Origin of the sequence: Amycolatopsis melonis, assembly GCF_040064235.1 — a bacterium.
Taxonomy (GTDB): Bacteria; Actinomycetota; Actinomycetes; order Mycobacteriales; family Pseudonocardiaceae; genus Amycolatopsis; species Amycolatopsis melonis.
In genome coordinates this window covers 670,355-688,830 of the sequence record NZ_JBDZYD010000002.1, presented here as the reverse complement: position 1 = coordinate 688,830, position 18,476 = coordinate 670,355, and the positions used below count along the sequence as shown (strand labels likewise).

General features: G+C 72.0%; 18 protein-coding genes and 1 tRNA gene. 7 read left to right on the top strand and 12 right to left on the bottom strand.

Annotated features, from left to right (window positions below; all coding sequences use genetic code 11):
* Window positions 1-2: 2 nt before the first annotated feature.
* Window positions 3-1,625, top strand: coding sequence for a CocE/NonD family hydrolase (locus ABJI51_RS07770; RefSeq protein ID WP_348948664.1), 1,623 nt, complete (start codon window positions 3-5; stop codon window positions 1,623-1,625).
* Between the two features lie 101 nt (window positions 1,626-1,726).
* Here the strand turns inward: ABJI51_RS07770 and ABJI51_RS07765 are convergent, their stop codons facing one another.
* The 4 genes from ABJI51_RS07765 to ABJI51_RS07750 all read right to left on the bottom strand — a co-directional run bounded on the left by ABJI51_RS07765 (window position 1,727) and on the right by ABJI51_RS07750 (window position 6,588).
* Entirely contained in the window at window positions 1,727-3,874 is a 2,148-nt protein-coding gene (locus ABJI51_RS07765; RefSeq protein WP_348948662.1) for an amylo-alpha-1,6-glucosidase, read from the bottom strand.
* Window positions 3,871-5,034, bottom strand: a complete 1,164-nt coding sequence (locus tag ABJI51_RS07760; protein WP_431605586.1) for a glycosyltransferase family 4 protein — start codon at window positions 5,032-5,034, stop codon at window positions 3,871-3,873. The genes ABJI51_RS07765 and ABJI51_RS07760 overlap by 4 nt, the downstream gene beginning before the upstream one ends.
* Window positions 5,035-5,201: 167 nt before the next feature.
* On the bottom strand, window positions 5,202-5,960 hold the full coding sequence (locus ABJI51_RS07755) for a metallophosphoesterase (RefSeq protein ID WP_348948659.1): 759 nt from the start codon (window positions 5,958-5,960) through the stop codon (window positions 5,202-5,204).
* Window positions 5,938-6,588: a GntR family transcriptional regulator gene (locus ABJI51_RS07750; RefSeq protein ID WP_348948657.1), complete on the bottom strand. Its 651-nt coding sequence runs from the start codon at window positions 6,586-6,588 to the stop codon at window positions 5,938-5,940. The genes ABJI51_RS07755 and ABJI51_RS07750 overlap by 23 nt, the downstream gene beginning before the upstream one ends.
* 45 nt (window positions 6,589-6,633) lie before the next feature.
* Here ABJI51_RS07750 and ABJI51_RS07745 point away from each other — a divergent pair, with 45 nt between their 5' ends.
* A complete protein-coding gene (locus tag ABJI51_RS07745) occupies window positions 6,634-7,806 on the top strand; it encodes an aminotransferase class V-fold PLP-dependent enzyme (protein ID WP_348948655.1) in 1,173 nt (390 codons plus the stop codon).
* Between the two features lie 40 nt (window positions 7,807-7,846).
* Here ABJI51_RS07745 and ABJI51_RS07740 read toward each other — a convergent pair whose 3' ends face one another.
* Window positions 7,847-8,098: a hypothetical protein gene (locus tag ABJI51_RS07740; protein WP_348948654.1), complete on the bottom strand. Its 252-nt coding sequence runs from the start codon at window positions 8,096-8,098 to the stop codon at window positions 7,847-7,849.
* Here ABJI51_RS07740 and ABJI51_RS07735 point away from each other — a divergent pair.
* On the top strand, window positions 8,097-8,276 hold the full coding sequence (locus tag ABJI51_RS07735) for a hypothetical protein (RefSeq protein WP_348948652.1): 180 nt from the start codon (window positions 8,097-8,099) through the stop codon (window positions 8,274-8,276). The genes ABJI51_RS07740 and ABJI51_RS07735 overlap by 2 nt on opposite strands.
* Before the next feature lie 37 nt (window positions 8,277-8,313).
* On the opposite strand, the gene ABJI51_RS07730 is transcribed toward ABJI51_RS07735, so the two are convergent.
* Complete coding sequence (locus ABJI51_RS07730) at window positions 8,314-9,450, bottom strand: acyl-CoA dehydrogenase family protein (RefSeq protein ID WP_348948650.1); 1,137 nt, start codon at window positions 9,448-9,450, stop codon at window positions 8,314-8,316.
* An 87-nt stretch (window positions 9,451-9,537) separates the two neighbouring features.
* On the opposite strand from ABJI51_RS07730, the gene ABJI51_RS07725 reads away from it, so the two are divergent.
* Window positions 9,538-9,954 (top strand): cupin domain-containing protein, encoded by a 417-nt coding sequence (locus ABJI51_RS07725; protein WP_348948648.1) that lies wholly within the window; start codon window positions 9,538-9,540, stop codon window positions 9,952-9,954.
* Here the strand turns inward: ABJI51_RS07725 and ABJI51_RS07720 are convergent.
* Complete coding sequence (locus ABJI51_RS07720; protein ID WP_348948646.1) at window positions 9,951-10,853, bottom strand: GNAT family N-acetyltransferase; 903 nt, start codon at window positions 10,851-10,853, stop codon at window positions 9,951-9,953. The genes ABJI51_RS07725 and ABJI51_RS07720 overlap by 4 nt on opposite strands.
* A 52-nt stretch (window positions 10,854-10,905) precedes the next feature.
* Window positions 10,906-11,370, bottom strand: coding sequence for a MarR family winged helix-turn-helix transcriptional regulator (locus tag ABJI51_RS07715; protein ID WP_348948644.1), 465 nt, complete (start codon window positions 11,368-11,370; stop codon window positions 10,906-10,908).
* Window positions 11,371-11,495: 125 nt separating this feature from the next.
* Between ABJI51_RS07715 and ABJI51_RS07710 the strand changes: the two genes are divergently transcribed.
* On the top strand, window positions 11,496-11,993 hold the full coding sequence (locus tag ABJI51_RS07710; RefSeq protein WP_348948728.1) for a carboxymuconolactone decarboxylase family protein: 498 nt from the start codon (window positions 11,496-11,498) through the stop codon (window positions 11,991-11,993).
* On the opposite strand, the gene ABJI51_RS07705 is transcribed toward ABJI51_RS07710, so the two are convergent.
* On the bottom strand, window positions 11,994-12,575 hold the full coding sequence (locus ABJI51_RS07705) for a short chain dehydrogenase (protein WP_348948643.1): 582 nt from the start codon (window positions 12,573-12,575) through the stop codon (window positions 11,994-11,996). It abuts the gene before it with no gap.
* Window positions 12,576-12,672: 97 nt separating this feature from the next.
* Here ABJI51_RS07705 and ABJI51_RS07700 point away from each other — a divergent pair, with 97 nt between their 5' ends.
* Window positions 12,673-14,106 carry an MFS transporter gene (locus ABJI51_RS07700; RefSeq protein ID WP_348948642.1) on the top strand — a complete coding sequence of 478 codons (1,434 nt, stop codon included), beginning with the start codon at window positions 12,673-12,675 and terminating at the stop codon, window positions 14,104-14,106.
* 24 nt (window positions 14,107-14,130) lie between these two features.
* Here the strand turns inward: ABJI51_RS07700 and ABJI51_RS07695 are convergent.
* From ABJI51_RS07695 to ABJI51_RS07685, 3 genes are all read right to left on the bottom strand, one after another.
* Window positions 14,131-14,205: transfer RNA gene (locus ABJI51_RS07695), tRNA-Val, on the bottom strand.
* A gap of 38 nt (window positions 14,206-14,243) precedes the next feature.
* Window positions 14,244-14,708, bottom strand: a complete 465-nt coding sequence (locus tag ABJI51_RS07690; RefSeq protein ID WP_348948640.1) for a peroxiredoxin — start codon at window positions 14,706-14,708, stop codon at window positions 14,244-14,246.
* Window positions 14,709-14,780: 72 nt separating this feature from the next.
* Window positions 14,781-15,212 carry a DUF3052 domain-containing protein gene (locus ABJI51_RS07685; RefSeq protein ID WP_348948726.1) on the bottom strand — a complete coding sequence of 144 codons (432 nt, stop codon included), beginning with the start codon at window positions 15,210-15,212 and terminating at the stop codon, window positions 14,781-14,783.
* 429 nt (window positions 15,213-15,641) lie between these two features.
* Here ABJI51_RS07685 and aceE point away from each other — a divergent pair, with 429 nt between their 5' ends.
* The gene (gene aceE / locus ABJI51_RS07680) at window positions 15,642-18,437 is read left to right on the top strand and encodes a pyruvate dehydrogenase (acetyl-transferring), homodimeric type (protein ID WP_348948638.1); all 2,796 of its coding nucleotides are present in this window, start codon (window positions 15,642-15,644) and stop codon (window positions 18,435-18,437) included.
* The last annotated feature ends 39 nt before the right edge of the window (window positions 18,438-18,476 follow it).

Below are 18,476 nucleotides of genomic sequence, written 5' to 3'. Positions count from 1 at the left end.
CCGTGCTGGATCGGCTTGTCGACAAACTGCTCGGACTCCCCCGCGCCGAAGGTCCCCGGCCGGAGGTGACGCGCGACCTCACCGTCCCGATGCCCGACGGCGTCACGCTGCTGGCCGACCGGTACGCGCCGGCCGGGACGACGTCGGCGCCGGTGGTGCTGATCCGGACGCCGTACGGGCGCGCCGGGCTGCTGTCGAAGCTCTTCGGCGACACGTTCGCCCGGCACGGGCTGCAGACGGTCGTCCAGAGCACCCGCGGCTCCTTCGGCTCCGGCGGCGAATTCCGGCCCTTCCACCTCGAACGCGAAGACGGCCTGGCCACCGCCGAGTGGCTGCGCGCCCAGCCGTGGTGCGACGGCACCATCGCCATGGCGGGCGCCAGCTACCTCGGGCACACCCAATGGGCGGTCGGGCCCTACCTCGACCCGCCGCTGGCCGCGATGTGCCTCGGCGTCACCGCATCGGAGTTCGTCTCGGCGTTCTACCCCGGCGGCGTGCTGGCGGCGGACAACATGGTGTCGTGGTCGGCGATGATCGGCCGTCAGGAGGAGCGGTTCGCGGCACTGCCGAACCCGCTGCAGAAGCGGAAGACGCGCCGCGCGATGGCGCACCTGCCGATCAGCGGCGCGGACGTCGCGGCGATCGGGAAGCCGGTGCAGTTCCTGCGGGACGTCACCGAGCACTTCGTCCCGGACGACGGCTACTGGGCGATGTCCGACCACAGCGCCGAAGTCGCGAAGCTCGACGTGCCGGTCTCGATGGTCACCGGCTGGTACGACCTGTTCGTCGGCGCGCAGCTGCGGGACTTCCGGCTCCTGGCCGAGGCGGGCAAGCAGCCGCGGATCACCATCGGGCCGTGGGCACACGGCGAACCGGCGAGCTTCCGGCCGATGATCCAGGACCAGCTCGGGTTCCTGCGCGCCCACCTGCTCGGCGACCGGACCTTCCTGCAGCGCGCGCCGGTCCGGCTGTTCCTCCAGGGCGCCGGCACCTGGCTGGACTTCGAGGCGTGGCCGCCGCCCTCGACGCCGACCGCGTCGCACCTGCGGCCGATCGGCGGGCTCGGCGAGGTGGCCGGGCAGGCGCGGCCGACGACGTTCACCTACGACCCGGCCGACCCGACCCCGTCGGTCGGCGGCCCGCTGCTGACGGGCGTGACCAAGCAGCGCGACAACCAGGAAATCGAGGCACGGCCGGACGTCCTGGTGTTCACCGGCGAGCCGCTGCCGTCGGACCTCGACGTGATCGGCGAGGTGTCGGCGACCGTGCACGTGCGCACCGAACTGGGGCACGCGGACGTCTTCGTCCGGCTCTGCGACGTCGACGCGGGCGGGGTGTCCCGCAACGTGACCGACGGGATCCTGCGCCTGCGCCCGGGTTTCCCGGCGGCGGACGCCGACGGCGTGGTGACGGCGGAGGTGACGCTCGACCCGACGGCGTACCGCTTCCGGCGCGGGCACCGGCTGCGCGTCCAGGTGGCGGGCGGGGCGTTCCCGCGCTTCGCCCGCAACCACGGCACGGGCGAGCCGGTGACGTCGGCGGTGACCGGGAAGCCGAACCGCTTCGAGGTGTTCCACGACGCGGCCCGGCCGTCCCGGATCACGCTGCCGGTCTTCAGCCGCTGACCGAGCCGGCCCCGAGCGCCAAGGTGGGCTGAAAGGCGCTTTCGTCTCGTCCGGTGCGGTGAAAGGGACTTTCGTCGCACCGGACGCCAGGAACGTCCCTTTCAGCCCGCGCCCGCCGCCGGTCCGCGATCGCTGACCGCTTCCAGGTCCCAGCCGTCCGGCAGACCGCGGACTTCCGCCTTCTCGTGGTCCGCCTCCACATGCACCGTGAGGTCGCCGAGGCGCAGGTCCGACAGCTTCAGCCGGCCCCAGCGGCGGGGCAGGTGGGGGCGGACCACCAGCTTCCGCCGGGGCACGTGCGGTTCCAGCCCGAGGAACGACCGCACCAGCAGCAGCGGTGCCGCGCTCGCCCAGGCCTGCGGTGAGCACGACGTCGGGTACGGGATCGGCGGGCTGAACTCCGCGCGGGAGAAGCCGCAGAACAGCTCCGGCAGGCGGCCGCCGAAGGAGGCTGCCGCGTCCAGCAGGCCCGTCGCCAGCCGCTGGGCCAGGTCCACCGCGCCCGGTACGTGCGCGTAGCGCAGCAGGCCCGCCACCGCGATCGCCGTGTCGTGCGGCCACACCGACCCGTTGTGGTAGCTCATCGGGTTGTACGCGCCCATCTCCGACGACAGCGTGCGCAGCCCGTAGCCGCTGTCCATCTCCGGGCGGCCGAGCCGCTCGATCAGGACGGCCGCGTGCTCGTCGGTCGCGATGCCCGACCACAGGCAGTGCGCGGTGTTGCTGGTCAGCGCGTCGAGTGGCTGCTTGCGCCCGTCCAGCGCGACCGCGTACCAGCCCTGCTCCGGCAGCCAGAACTTCTCGGCGAACTGGTTCCGCAGCCGCTCGGCCCGCTCGCGGCAGCGGCCCGCGGTGACCGGGTCGTTGAACGCCTCGGCCAGTTCGGCGCGCGCCAGCCACGCCGCATACGCGTAGCCCTGGACCTCGCACAACGCGATCGGCGTCGTGCCGAGGCGGCCTGCCGCGTCGTTGATGCCGTCGAAGCTGTCCTTCCAGCCCTGGTTGAGCAGGCCGCGGTCGGTCGCGCGCCGGTACTCGACGAACCCGTCGCCGTCGCGGTCGCCGTGGCGCTGCAGCCAGTCCAGCGCCGCGTCGGCGGCCGGGAGCAGGGCCCGCACCGCCGTCTCGTCCGCACCCCACCGCCAGCACTCGGCCAGCAGCATGACGAACAACGGCGAGGCGTCCACGGTGCCGTAGTAGTGACTGCCGCCGAGCACCTGGTCGCTGTCCGGGCCCAGGCGCAGCTCGTGCAGGATCCGGCCCGGCTCCTCCTCGGTGAGCGGGTCGGTCCGCCTGCCCTGCAGCTCGGCCAGCGTCTCCAGGGTGCCGAGCGCGAGGCCGACGTCCAGCGGCAGCGCCATCCACGCGGTGAGCAGGCTGTCCCGGCCGAACAGGGTCATGAACCAGGGCGCGCCCGCCGCGACGAACGGGCGGCCGTCCTGGCCGGCGTCGTGGATCTGCAGCGCGCCGAGGTCGCTCTCGGTGCGCTGCAGCACCTGGGTGAGCACCGGATCGCCGGACGCGATCACCGTGCTGACGTCGCGCCACGCGCGGATCTTGCGGGCCGGGCCGCTGGCCGCGACCGCCTCGCCGCGGTCGAACTGGGGCTGCACCCGCCGGTTGCCCACGGTCGGCTGGACCACGATCTCGGTCGACCACTCGCCGCGCGCGGGCACGACCACCCGCCAGCTCAGCACGCCGGGCGCGGTGACCGGATCGGCGGTCGCGCTCACCGACAGGCCGCGCGAACCGTCGGCCCGGTCGCGCAGCAGCAGTTCCGCGCCGGCCACGGTGGCTTCCGCCCCGCCGTGCGCGGGACGGCCCTCCTTGACCGCGAACAGGTCGGAGAAGTCCGCGTCGACGTGCAGCGTCAGGTTCGCGACCGTGTTCTCCCGTCCCAGGTTCCGCAGCGTGATCGTCTCCCGCAGGCCGTCGCCGACGAGCCGTTCGCGCACCAGCAGCAGGGTGCTGTCGGCCTGGCCCGGCTTGGGGTTGCGGCGCAGCACGAACTGCGCCGCGAACGCCTCCGGGGACAGCACCGACAGCGGGTGCGGCGGCTGGCCGTCCAGCCGCAGCTCCCAGCGCGAGATCAGCCGCGCGTCCCGGAAGAACAGGCCGTGCGAGGTGCCCGGCTGGATGTCCCCGGTGGTGCCGGACAGGCAGAACGTGCTGCCCTCGACGAGCGTGACGGTGCCGCCCGCGCTGGTCACGAGGGCAGGCTCGCCGGCGTTGAACGCCTCCGGGGTCACGGCCGCCCTCCGGACGGCTGCAGTGCCGGGCCGTCGTTGTCCAGCTGGTCGTAGGCGCGGTCGAGCGCGGAATCCAGGGCCGCGTAGTCGCGGCGCAGGCTGCTGACCTCGATCGCGCGCCGGTAGGCCGCCTCGTACCCGGCGCCGAGCCCGCCGACGTCGAAGTGCTCGGCGACGTGCGCGCGGCACTTCGCCGGGTCGAGGTGGACGACGTCGTGCAGGGCCTGCACCAGGTCGGCCGGGTCGTCGCGCACCAGCCCGGTGACGCCGTCGGCGACGACTTCGGGCACCGCCCCGGACCGCAGCGCCACCACCGGCGTGCCGCAGGCCATCGCCTCGATCATCACCATGCCGAACGGTTCCTCCCACTGGATCGGGAAGAGCAGGCAGCGGGCCTTGGCGAGCAGCTCGCGTTTCGCGGTCGCGTCGGCGACGCCGAAGACGTGGTCGGTTTCGGTGAGCCGCGGCCGGACCTCGCGCTCGAAGTACTCCTTCTCGATCGGCTCGGCGCACTTGCCCGCGAGCACCAGCCGCAGCCCGGCGCGGTGCGCGGCCTCCAGCGCGAGGTGCGGTGCCTTGTCGGGGTGGAACCGGCCGAGGAACAGCGCGTAGTCGTCCTTTTCGGACCGGTAGGGCCAGTCCGCGAGCCGGAGTGCATTGTGGACGGTCCCGATCCAGTTGAGGCCGGGGGCCAGCTGCCGCTGCCGGTCGCTGATCGCCACGAGGTGGACGTCGTCGGCGAGCGCGGAGTAGTAGCGCGCCATGTCCTCGCCGACCGGGCCGTGCACGGTGACCACGGTCGGCACGCCGTACGCCGGGGCGTTGAGCGGCCCGGCGAGCGAATGGTCGTGCACGACGTCGAGGCCTTCGTCCGCGGCCAGCCGCTGCACGGCCCGGCGCGCGGCGATCGCGTGCATGGCCTCCGGGTACGGCTCGCCAAGCAGCTCCGGGACCGTGCGGTCCCACACGGGCACGAACTCGGCCTTGGTGCCGGGTCTGCCCGCACCGATCAGGGTCACCCGGTGACCCCGGTCGACGAGGGCGTCGGCGAGGTCGGCCACCACGGCCTCGACCCCGCCGTAGGCCTTCGGGGGAACGTCGAAGTAGGGGGGAACGACCATGGCCACGCGAAGCGGGCGGTCGTGGTCGTCGCGGCGCACGGCGGTGTGCGGAACGGACCGGGCCTTCCACGCAGGACGATGCGCGCTGCTCAAGCTGCCTCCCTCGCACTCTTGAATTAGCAGTCTCGCCATTAGAGTGCTAATGCAGGAGCGATCTTGGCGGCAAGGTCCCGGCGGCGGAGATCTTCGTCACACCGCGGCTCGGGTCAGCGCGGGACCGTGCGGTAGTGGCTGGTCACCCGGCCGTCGTCGTGCAGGACGTGCAGCAGCAGGGACGGCGAGCGGTCGAACTCCAGCGGGCCGCCCTCGTCCCAGCTCCGCTCCGAGCCCGGCTCCCCCGGCAGCAGCGACCCCGAAACCACGCCCGGCGCGATGCGCAACGGCACCCCGGCGAACGTCGTCGACGCTCCCGTGTGGACGTGCCCGGCGAGCAGGGCCGTCACCCGCGGATGGCGGCGCAGGACGGCCGCCAGCCGGTCCTCCCCCGTCTGCCGGATCCCGTCCACCAGCGGGACACCCACCTCGACCGGCGGGTGGTGGAACGCGACGAACGCGGGGCCGTCGCCGCCGGAAAGCACGTCGTCGAGCCAGCCGAGGGTCTCGTCGGCGAGGAATCCCGCGCCGCGGCCGGGAATCGTCGAGTCGCACATCGCGAACAGCACGCCGTCGACCTCGTGGGCCAGGTCGATCGGCCCGTCGGACGGGGCCTGGCCGAGCAGTCCCGTCCGGAATTCGCTCCGGACGTCGTGGTTGCCCGGGCAGACCAGCACCGGCGCCGGGTACTTCAGCAGCTCGGCGGCCCGCGCGTACTCCGTGGCCGCGCCGTGGTCGGCGATGTCGCCGGTGACGACGACGGCGTCGACCGGCCGGGTCAGCCCGCCGAGGTAGCCCATGACCGCCGCGACGCGGTCCTCGGCCCGCGGGTCGCCGTCGAAGTGGAGGTCACTCAGGTGCGCGATGATCATCGTCGTCCTTCCCCAGGTAGGCCAGCGCTTTGACCCAGTTGCGGACGAGCACCGCCGCGGCGGTGTCCAGGTCGCCGTCGCGCAGGGCGGCGGCGATCCGGCGATGCTCGCCGATGCTCTCCCCGGCGCGGCCCGCCCCGCCGAAGTAGCACGATTCGTACCGCTTGAGCAGCGGCTTGGTCTGCGCGATCAGCCGCAGCAGGTGCGGGTTCGGGCAGCGGGACAGCAGCAGCCCGTGCCACCGGTCGTCCACTTCGGACAGATCGCCGCCGCGCGCGAGGACGGCGGTCATCTCGTCGGCGACGGCGTCGAGCGCGTCCGGCAGGCCGGCCAGCTCCAGCGGCGACGTCCAGCGCAGCGCGAGCGCCTCCAGCTCGGCCACCAGCGGGTAGAGCCGGCGTGCCTCGTCCGGGTCGAACGGCGGCACGAGGAACCCGCGGCCGGGCGCGGCGACGAGCAGGCCGCGGTCGGCGAGCCCGATCAGCGCCTCCCGCAGCGGCGTCCGGCTGACGCCCAGCTCGCGGGCCAGGTGCACCTCGTTGACGCGCGCGCCCGCGGCGAGCCGCCCGTCGAGCACGCGGGCGGTGATCTGCTCGAGGAGATCGCTGCGCAGCGGAGTCCGGGCCATGTCGGCAGTATTGCATACAGAAGAGCGCTACTGTATTCAGTTGCTATGACCTTCGACGTCGACCGCGCCCGCCGCGAGACCCCCGGCTGCACCGAGGTGGTCCACTTCAACAACGCGGGTTCCTCGCTGCCGCCGTCCGTCGTGACCGACACCGTCGTCTCCTACCTGCGCCGCGAAGCCCTGATCGGCGGGTACGAGGCGGCCGCGGAGGCGTCGGAACGCCTGGACGCGGTGTACACGTCGGTGGCGCGGCTGCTCGGCGCCGAAGCCGGCGACATCGCGGTCACCGACAACGCGACCCGGTCCTGGCAGGCGGTGTTCTACGCGCTGCCGTTCGCCGCTGGCGACCGGATTCTCACCTCGCGCGCCGAGTACGCCAGCAACGCCATCGCGTTCCTGCAGGTCGCGAAGCGGACGGGCGCGGTCGTCGAGGTCATCGGCGACGACGAGTCCGGGCAGCTGGACGTCGAGCAGCTGAAGCGGCGGGTGGACCGCGACGTCAAGCTGATCGCCGTCAGCCACGTCCCCACCCAGGGCGGCCTGGTGAACCCGGCCGAGGAGATCGGCGCGGTCGCCGAGGCGGCAGGCATCCCGTTCCTGCTCGACGCGTGCCAGTCGGCAGGCCAGCTCGACCTCGACGTCACGCGCCTGAAGTGCGACGCGCTGTCGGCGACCGGGCGCAAGTACCTGCGCGGCCCGCGCGGCACCGGCTTCCTGTATGTGCACCCGCGGCTGCGCGAGCGGCTGGAGCCGGCGATGCTCGACCTGCACTCGGCGAGCTGGGTGTCCCCGGAGGAGTACGTCGTCGACCCGACCGCCAAGCGTTTCGAGGTGTGGGAGCGCGACTACGCCGCCGTGGCGGGCCTCGGCGCAGCCATCGACTACGCGCTCGGCTGGGGCCTGCCCGCCATCGAGGAGCGCGTCACCGCACTGGGCGCGGCCCTGCGCACCCGGCTGGCCGCGATCGGCGCGAAGGTCCACGACGCCGGCGCCCGCAAGTGCGGCATCGTGACGTTCAGCCTCGACGGCACCCCGGCCACGGAGATCAAGGCCCGGCTCGCCGAGGCGGGCATCAACACGTCGGTGTCGTCCCGGACGTCGGCCCAGTACGACTTCACCGCCCGCAACCTGCCGGACCTGGTCCGGGCGTCGGTGCACTACTACAACACCGAGGAGGAGATCGACCTGCTGGTGCGGCAGGTCGAGAAGCTGCGGTGACGCGGGTGGCGGGCCCGGCATCCGGCCCGCCACCCTGGCGTCAGTTCAGCGTTTCCGCGCGGACGGCCAGCAGGTCGACGACCGACGCCTGGTCCGCGGCCCGGCCGCCAAGCCCTGCACCGTCCTCTTTGGACGTGATGACGCCGGGGCCGAACCGGGCCTGCGCCCACGCCATGTACGCGGCCTCGACTTTGTGGGCGAAGGCGCCGAAGAAAGCCGAATCCGACGAACTGCCCATTTCCAGCGGACGGAGGACGCTTTCCTCGGCCCGCGCAAAGACGGTGGTACTCATGATTTACCTCCCGGATGATTCGTGGTCAGGCGATCCGCAGCCCGGTCGGCTCCGCCGCCGTCATTTCCGCCAGGTTCGCGCCGCCGGCCACCGGCGCAGCACCATTTCATCCGCCGCGGCGCGGGCGCGCATCAACCGAATGAATGATCCGGCGCGGCCGATTTCCGCGATTTCGTGAATTCCAAGACGGATTTCCGGACGGCGCGGATACCGTCTCAGCCCTTCAGCAGCTGCCGCGCGATCACGAGTTTCTGGATCTCGCTCGTGCCCTCGTAAATGCGGAACAGCCGGGCGTCGCGGTAGATGCGCTCGACCGTCACCCCGCGGACGTACCCCGTGCCGCCGTGTACCTGCACCGCACGGTCGGCGACCCGGCCGAGCATCTCGGTGCAGAACAGCTTCGCCGACGACGGCCCGAGCTTGCGGTCCTCGCCCGAGTCGTACTTCGCGGCCGCTTCGTGCACCATCGCGCGGCCGGCCGCCAGCTCGGCGTGCGACTCCGCGAGCAGCGCCTGCACCAGCTGGTACTCGCCGATCACCCGGCCGCCCTGGCGGGCGGTCCGTGCGTACTCGACCGCTTCGGCGAGCGCGCGCTCGGCCATGCCGACGCACAGCGCCGCGATGTGCAGCCTGCCGCGGGCGAGCGACGCCATCGCGATGCCGAACCCCTTGCCCTCCTCGCCGACCAGCGCGTCGGCCGGCAGCTCCACGTCGTCGAACACCACCTCCGACGTCCACGCGCCTGCCTGGCCCATCTTGGCGTCGTGCGGGCCGACCGTGACGCCCGGAGCGTCCGCGGGCACGAGGAATGCCGAGATCCCGCGGCTGCCGGTGCTGCCGGGATCGGTGCGGGCGAACACGACGAAGACCTCGGCGAGCGGCGCGTTGGTGATGAACCGCTTGGTGCCCGAGAGGCGGTAGCGGTCCCCGTCGCGGACCGCGCGGCTGGTCAGCCCGCCCGGGTCCGAGCCGGCCTCGGCCTCGGTGAGCGCGAACGACGCGATCGCCTCGCCCGCCGCGAGCCGCGGCAGCCAGCGCGTGCGCTGCTCCGGCGTCCCGTAGTGCACGATCGCCTGGCCGGCAATGCCGTTGTTGGTGCCGAACAGCGACCGGAACGCGGGGGTGGTGTGGCCGAGCTCGATCGCCAGCCGGACGTCCTCCGCCATGCCGAGCCCGAGCCCGCCGTACTCCTCGGGCAGCGCCCAGCCGAAGAGCCCCAGTTCCGCGGCCTTGTCCCGGATTTCGGCGGGGATTTCGTCGCGCTCGTCGATTTCCGCTTCGCGCGGCACGACCTCCTTGCGCACGAACTCCCGCACCGCGCCGAGCACCTGCCCGAACAGCTCCGCGTCCACCGCGTCCTCCTTCGGCCGGATTCTCTGCCCCCATGGACACGCCCGGCCACGGTAGCTTCTCGGGGGTCCCCGTACCGAGGAGCTTCCATGCGCCAGCCGCTCACCGTTCTCGCCGCCGCGGCCCTCGCCGCCGTCCTCCTGCCCGCGACCGCGTCGGCAACACCCGGCAGCGGCGTCACCGGCACGATCCTCGCCAAGAAGACGATCGGCAACACCGACTACACGCTGCGCGAGGTCACCATCCAGCCCGGCGGCTACACCGGCTGGCACTTCCACGACGGCACGCTGTACGCGTACGTGAAATCCGGGACCCTGACGCACAATCTCGCCGACTGCAGCATCGACGGCGTCTACGGCACCGGGCGCACGTTCAGCGAGTCACCCGGCCAGGTGCACATCGGCCGCAACCTCGGGTCGACGCCGATGGTGCTGGAAGTCCTGTACGTGCTCCCGGCGGGCAGTCCCCTGTCGGAGGACGCGCCGGACCCGGGCTGCGGCTTCTAGCTCTTGCGCAGCGGCACGTCCCGCGACAGCTCCCGGAAGCCCACGCCGTAGTAGAACTCGCGGAGGTCGGCCATGCAGGCGACCGTCGCGTGCGTGGCGCCTGCCTCGCGGGCCCGGTGCATGCCGTGCAGGAGCGTCGCGCGGGCCAGTCCCCGCCGCCGGTGGTCCGGGTGCGTACCGACCGGCTCGAACTCGACGCTCCTGTTCACCTCGTCGAACCACAGGATCGCCGAGGACGCCATCGTCCCGTCCGGCGCCTCTACGAGGATGTGCAGGTCGCCACGGTAGGCCCTGGTCTGCCGGACGCCTTCGTAGCTCCTGGCGTCGTACGCCACCGGCGCCCAGGCGGCGACGTGGGCGGCGACCGCGGCCTCCGGTCCGGCTTCGGCGGCGGTGCGGAAGCGGAATCCGGCCGGCAGCAGCGGCTCTTCGACGTCGGTGAGGTCCCGCTCGTTGAGCTGGCTCCACGAGCCGGTGCCGGGCCCATAGCCGTGTGCCACCCAGCGCTGCAACGCGAATTCGTCGGCCGCGCCCGGCAGCGTCGTGCGTTCGAGCCCCGCGGCCGTCGTGTCGTACCAGCCGATCACCTCGTCGACGAGCGCGGCGTGCGCGGGATCGACCTGGTAGGCCAGGTACGCGCCGGTGATGTCCTGGACCGTGCCGTCGTTGCGGTGCACCCGGCGCGGCAGCTGGGCCCAGCCCCACGCGACCAGGTCGCCGCCGTCGAACCACAGGCGCCGCCGCCAGTGCGCGCCGTGGGCGGCGTGCCCGCGGCCCCAGTTCCAGGCCAGCTCGCCGTACGACGCGTCGCTGTTCACCAGCTCCGGGCGGGTGGCGGCGACCCGCTGCGCCAGGCCCTGCATGAGTGCCAGGTCCGCGGCGGTCAAAGGCTCGGTCATGAGGCGCCACTGTGGCAGGACGCGGCGAGGCCGTCGAACCGTTTTCCGCGGCTCAGCCGGAAAGCCACCCGGCCGCGTCGAGCCGGTACGCCGTGGGGCCGGCGACCGCGCGCAGGCCCTCCTCGATGGCGCGGACGTGGTCGCGGCCCAGCGTGCGGACCCACTCGGCACGCAGGTCGTCGAAGATCTCCGCCGACTTCGCGAGCGCGTCGACGCCGTGCGCGGTGAGCCGCACGATCTTGCGGCGCGCGTCGGCCGGATCGTCGGCGCGTTCGGCGTAGCCGAGCGCCTCTAGCCGGTCGACGGTCTTGCCCGCGGCCTGTTTGGAAACGCCGAGGCGGCGGCCGATCTCCGACGCCGTCGCGCCGCGGACGCCGATGGCCTGCATGGCGAAGCCGTGCGACGGCCGCAGGTCCGGGTGGCCGCGGTGGGCCAGCTCGGCGTGCAGGCGGTCGATGAGCGTGCGGAAGCCGCCGAAGAGCAGGAAGGGCAGCTCGTAGCCGGGTGCGTCGGTCATGACCCCTTGCCAAACTCGACAACCAGGTTTACGGTTTCGACAACCACGTTGTCGATTCTACGTCTGGAGTCACCTTGTTCCCCGATCACACCCCGGAGTCTGCACCCCCGGCCGCCCGCCCGGCGATGACGGCCACCGCGAAGAAGTTCGGCGGCAAGGCCCCGGCCGCCGTCGCGCGCCTGGCGACGTCGCCGGAGCTGCTGAACGGCTTCCTCAAGCTGAACGCGATCTTCGAGACCACGACCCTGACAGCGCTGGAACGCGAGGTCCTGGTCATGACGGTGGCGGCTCGCAACGGCTGCCACATCTGTGTCGCCATGCACACGGCGGCGTTGCAGCGGCTGTCGGCGGCACCGGAACTGGTGGCCGCGCTGCGAGCGCAGGCGGCGCTGCCGTCGCCCCGCCTGGAGGCGTTGCGCACGTTCGTCCACACGGTGATGGACACGACGGGCGAGGTCCCCGACGACGCGCTGGCGGCGTTCACCGGGGCCGGGTTCACCCCGCGGAACGCGCTGGAGGTGGTGCTGGGCATCGGGACGTACACGCTCTCGACGTACGCGAACCGCCTGGTCAAGGCGCCGCTGGACGACGTCTTCGCCGACCACGCCTGGCACGCGGCCTGATCAGCCGGGGACGACGGTGGTCCCGCTGGCGTCGCCTTCGACGAGGTCCCGGTAGGCCTCGGCAACGGCGGCGACCGGCGTCCCGCGGCTGCCGTCCTCCCCCATTGCTTCGAGGGTTTCGCTGATCCAGCCGGGACTGACGAGGTTGATCCGCAGGCCCCGCGGCAGCTCGGCGGCGGCGGACCGGACGAACCCTTCGAGCCCGGCGTTGACCAGCGCACCGAGCGCGCTCCCGGCAATCGGCTCGGTGAAGGTGCCCCCGGTGAGGGTGATCGAGCCACCATCGGCCAGCCGGTCCGCGGCGCGGCGGGCCAGCGCAACCTGGCCGAGCAGCTTGCCCCGCAGGTCGTCGAGCACCTGCTGGTCGGTCAGCTCGGCGAGCGGCCTCAGCGGAACGTTGGCGGCACAGCACACAACCGCGTCGGCCGGCTCGGCGAGGAGGGCGTCGAGCGAAGCGGGATCGGCCAGGTCCGCGGCCACCGGCGACGTCCGCGAGACAGGCAGGATTTCGTGACGCGGTTCGAGCGCCGCGACGACGGCCCGCCCGACGAGCCCGGTGGCACCCAGCACGATGATCTTCACGGCTTCGACGCTAGCCGAAAAACTTCCCGGTTCCGTGTCCGGTCCCCGTCCGCGGCTCCGACCTCCTGGGGAAACCGACCACGGAGAAGGAGCCGACATGGAGAAGGCCGGACGGCGGGAGTGGCTGGGGCTGGCGGTGCTCGTGCTGCCGACCCTGCTCGTCGCGATGGACATGACCGCGCTGTTCCTCGCGCTGCCGCAGCTGAGCGACGATCTCGGGGCGAGCAGCACCGAACAACTGTGGATCACCGACAGCTACGGCTTCGTCGTCGCCGGGTTCGTCATCACGATGGGCACGCTCGGCGACCGGATCGGGCGACGACGGCTGCTGCTGGCCGGCGGGGCCGCCTTCGGGGTTCTCTCGGTCGTCGCCGCGTTCTCGGTCAGCCCGGAAATGCTCATCGTCGTCCGCGGGGCGCTCGGGGTGGCGGGGGCGACGCTGATGCCGTCGACGCTCGCGCTGATCACGAACATGTTCCCGGACGGGCGGCAGCGCGGGAAGGCGATCTCGATCTGGGCGACCTGCCAGTTCGCGGGTGGCGCGGCGGGCCCGGTGTTCGCCGGCTTCCTGCTCCAGCACTTCGCGTGGGGCTCGGTCTTCCTGGTCGCCGTCCCGGCCGTGGCCCTGCTGCTCGCCGCGGGCCCGTTCCTGCTGCCGGAGTTCCGCGCGCCGTCGTCCGGGCGGCTGGACTTCGCCGGGGTCGCGCTCTCGCTGGCGGCCGTGCTGCTGATCGTGTTCGGCCTCAAGCAGCTGGCCACCGGCGCGTGGGTGCTGCCGCTCGCGGCGATCGCCGCCGGGACGCTGCTGGGCGTGGTCTTCACGCGCCGTCAGCTGAGCGCGGAGACGCCGCTGCTGGACCTGCGGCTGTTCCGCAACCGCCCGTTCACCGCGGTCCTGGTCGCGCTGGTGGTCGCCGGGGTCGCGATGGCCGGGGTGGGGCTGCTGGTGACGCAGTACCTGCAGAGCGTCCTCGGCCATTCGCCGCTGGTTTCGGCGGTGCTGTTCGCGCCGATGGGGCTCGGCGTGGCCGCGGGCACGATGACTGCCCCGGCCCTGACGCGCTTCACGACCCCGGCCACGGCGATCGCGGGCGGCCTGGTGGTGTCGGCGGCGGGCAGCCTGCTGCTGACAGTCGGGGGCGGGCTGCCGCTGGTGATGGCGGGCATCGCGGTGCTGACGCTGGGCACGGGCCCGCTGTTCGCCCTGGGCATCGGCCTGGTGGTCGGCTCGGTCCCGCCGGAGCGCGCGGGCTCGGCGGCCTCGATGGCGGACACGGGCAACTACCTCGGCGGCTCACTCGGGATGGCCCTGATCGGCCTGACGGCGACGGCGGTCTACCACGCGATGTTCCCGGCGGGCACGACGCTGGCGGCGGACGTCACCCGCCCGGAGGTGGCCGAGCAGGCGAAGGCGGCGTTCACGACTGCGGTGAACGTCACGGGCGTGCTCGCGGCACTGCTGTTCGCCGGGCTGGCACTGCTGGTGCGGACGCTGTGCCGGACCCCGGCGGCCGCACCCGTCCGGGTGTGAGCCATCGCGGACGGCGCGGTGGTCTGGTGGGCGCAGCAGGGTTCGAACCTGCGACCGCTCGGGTGTAAGCCGAGTGCTCTTCCGCTGAGCTATGCGCCCGCAGGACGGCGGTCCCGGCAGGGACCGCCGCCCGGAAATCATGCGGCCAGTTCGGCCACGGCCTTCTTCCAGCCCTGCTGGTCGCGGGCCTCGCCCGGGGCGTTGACCTCGGCGAAGCGCACGACGCCGTCCTTGTCGATCAGGAACGTGCCGCGCACCGCCAGGCCCGCGTCCTCGTTGAACACGCCGTACGCCTTCGCGACCTCGCCGTGCGGCCAGAAGTCGGACAGCAGCGGGAACTGGTAGCCCTCCTTCTCGGCCCACGCCTTCAGCGAGAACGGCGTGTCGACCGAGACGCCCAGCACCTGGACGCCCTTGTTGTCGTAGTCGGCGAACTCGTCGCGGAGCTGGCAGAGCTCGCCGGTGCAGATGCCGCTGAACGCGAAGGGGTAGAAGACCAGCAGAACCGGCTTGTCACCCCGGAACGACGACAGCTGGACCGGCTGCTTGTTGTAGTCGTTGAGCGTGAAGTCTGGGGCCTCAGAACCGACCTCGACGGTCATACCGCTTTTCCTCTCCCGAACGGACACGTGCCTGCGACGACAACCCTATCGTGTCCGCCCGGCGGAACCGGCTCAGCGCTGCTTCGACTTCGACTTCGGCGACACCAGGCGGGTGCCGATCCAGTTCGGGCCGACACTGATGTTGGCGGTCTGGGCCAGCCCGACGGCGGGCACCGCTTCGGCGATCTCGCTCGGCTCGACGTGCCCGGGCTGTCCCGTCTTCGGGGTGAGGACCCAGATCACGCCGTTCTCCTCCAGGGGTCCCCTGGCGTCGATGAGCGCGTCACCCAGGTCGCCGTCGTCCTCGCGCCACCAGAGCAGCACGACGTCGATGACCTCGTCGGCGTCCTCGTCGAGGATGTCCCCGCCGATCTGCTCCTCGATCGCCGCGCGGACGTCGTCGTCGACGTCCTCGTCCCAGCCGATCTCCTGGACCACCATCTCGGGCTTGATGCCGAGCCTCTCGGCGACGCTGCTCTGATCAGCGTCTCCCGCGGCGACCACTGCTGTCACTCCTCCAACTACGACGGAGCGTGGCGTCCGTCACCCTCGGAGAGGGTACGGCTTCGCCACACTCGGCTACCCGGTTGCCCGATAGCGAACACTGGTGCGGCTCCGCGCGCAACCGTCCACACCGGATCTTTGACAAGTCGTGTCGCAGGATACGGCCCGCGAGGCGCCGCTCGCGACGGCGTTTCGGGTGCCCGGGGAGCGGCTGGGGAGACCAGTCTGCCACCCCTTCGAGGGGCGTCCCCTAGGGTGGGGAGGAAGAAAACGCGCGCGCGATACACCGCGCGCTGGGAGTGGCTCGACCGGGTCGGCCTATGTTACCGCCAAGTAGCGGTGCGGAAGCCGGGACGGACGACGACGATGGAGAGTCGTACACCCCCGCGTACGAGCACAACCGGCTACAACTTTTCGCAAGGAGACCCCTTGGCCCCGCAGAACGACGGCGCCTCCGGCAAGGAGACCCCGGCACGCGTACGCGTCATCCGTGACGGACTGGCGGCGCACCTGCCCGACATCGACCCGGAGGAGACCGCCGAGTGGCTGGACTCCTTCGACGAGGCCCTCGCGAGGGGCGGGCAGCAGCGCGCCCGGTACCTGATGCTGCGCATCCTCGAGCGCGCCCGTGAGCGCAACGTCGGCGTCCCGGCGCTGACCTCGACGGACTACGTCAACACCATCCCGACCGAGAACGAGCCGTGGTTCCCCGGCGACGAGGACATCGAGCGCCGCTACCGGGCCTGGATCCGCTGGAACGCGGCGATCATGGTGCACCGGGCGCAGCGTCCCGGCGTCGGCGTCGGCGGGCACATCTCGACTTACGCGTCCTCGGCCGCGCTCTACGAGGTGGGCTTCAACCACTTCTTCCGCGGCAAGGACCACTCCGGCGGCGGCGACCAGATCTTCATCCAGGGCCACGCCTCCCCCGGCATCTACGCCCGCGCGTTCCTCGAGGGCAGGCTCACCGAGTCGCAGCTCGACGGCTTCCGCCAGGAGTACAGCCACGCCGGCGAGGGCGGCGGCCTGCCGTCGTACCCGCACCCGCGGCTGATGCCGGAGTTCTGGGAGAACCCGACGGTGTCCATGGGCCTCGGCCCGATGAACGCCATCTACCAGGCCCGGTTCAACCGCTACCTGCGCGACCGCGGCATCAAGGACACGACCGACCAGCACGTCTGGGCGTTCCTGGGCGACGGCGAGATGGACGAGCCCGAGTCGCGGGGGCTCATCCACGTGGCCGCCGGCGAGGGCCTGGACAACCTGACCTTCGTGATCAACTGCAACCTGCAGCGGCTCGACGGCCCGGTGCGCGGCAACGGCAAGATCATCCAGGAGCTGGAGTCGTACTTCCGCGGCGCGGGCTGGAACGTCATCAAGGTCATCTGGGGCCGCGAGTGGGACTCGCTGCTGCACGCCGACCGCGACGGCGCGCTGGTCAACCTGATGAACGTCACCCCGGACGGTGACTACCAGACGTACAAGGCCAACGACGGCGCCTTCGTCCGCGAGCACTTCTTCGGCCGCGACCCGCGGACGAAGGACCTGGTCAAGGACCTCTCCGACGCCGACATCTGGAACCTCAAGCGCGGCGGCCACGACTACCGCAAGGTGTACGCGGCGTACAAGGCGGCCATGGAGCACCACGGCCAGCCGACGGTGATCCTGGCCCACACCATCAAGGGCTACGGCCTCGGCCCGGCGTTCGAGGGCCGCAACGCCACGCACCAGATGAAGAAGCTCACCCTCGACGACCTGAAGCTGTTCCGGGACGCCCAGCGCATCCCGATCAGCGACGAGGAGCTCGAGCGCGACCCGAAGCTGCCGCCGTACTACCACCCCGGCAAGAACTCGCCCGAGATCGAGTACATGATCGGCCGCCGCAAGGCGCTCGGCGGCTTCCTGCCGGAACGCCGTCCGAAGGCGGCCAAGGCGCTGGTCCTGCCCGGCGACAAGGTCTACGAGGGCATCCGGAAGGGCTCGGGCAAGCAGGAGGTCGCCACGACGATGGCGTTCGTCCGGCTGGTCCGCGAGCTGGCGAAGGACTCCGAGATCGGCAAGCGCGTCGTCCCGATCATCCCGGACGAGGCCCGCACCTTCGGCCTCGACTCGATGTTCCCGACGGCCAAGATCTACAACCCGCACGGCCAGACCTACACCTCGGTCGACGCGAGCCTGATGCTGGCCTACAAGGAGTCCGAGAAGGGCCAGCTGCTGCACGAGGGCATCAACGAGGCGGGCTCGACCGCGTCGTTCACCGCCGTCGGCACCTCGTACGCCACGCACGGCGAGCCGATGATCCCGATCTACATCTTCTATTCGATGTTCGGGTTCCAGCGGACCGGTGACGGCCTGTACGCCGCCGCCGACCAGATGGCCCGCGGGTTCGTCCTCGGCGCCACCGCCGGCCGCACGACGCTGACCGGCGAGGGCCTGCAGCACGCCGACGGGCACTCGATCCTGCTGTCGGCGACCAACCCGGCCGCGGTGACCTACGACCCGGCGTGGTCGTTCGAGATCGCCCACATCGTCAAGGACGGCCTGCGCCGGATGTACGGCGAGACCGGGCCGGACGGCAACGGCGAGAACGTGTTCTACTACATCACGATCTACAACGAGCCGTACCAGCAGCCCGCCGAGCCGGAGAACCTCGACGTCGACGGCCTGCTGAAGGGTCTGTACAAGTACGCCGACGCCCCGTCGGGCGACGGCCCCGAGGTGCAGATCCTGGTCTCGGGCGTGACCATGCCGGACGCACTCAAGGCGCAGAAGCTGCTGGCCGAGGAGTGGGGCGTGCGGGCCGCGGTGTGGTCGGCGACGTCGTGGACCGAGCTGCGGCGCGAGGCCGTCGAGATCGACCACGACAACCTGCTCTACCCGGGCAGCGAGCCGCGCGTGCCGTACGTCACCGAGGCGCTCCAGGGCGCGAACGGGCCGGTCGTGGCGGTGTCGGACTGGATGCGCGCGGTGCCGGACCTGATCCGCCCGTGGGTGCCGACCGACATGCTGACGCTGGGCACGGACGGGTTCGGGTTCTCCGACACCCGGCCGGCGGCGCGGCGGAAGTTCCTGGTCGACGCGGAGTCGATCACCGTCGGCGCGCTGTCGATCCTGGCCAAGCGCGGCGAGGTCGACCAGGCGAAGGTGCTCGAGGCGGCCACGAAGTACCGGCTCGACGACATCTCGGCCGCCGGGCCGCAGACGTCGGATTCCGGGAACGCGTGATCTGCTGCTAGGTTCGGGACCCGGTAGACATCCGATGTC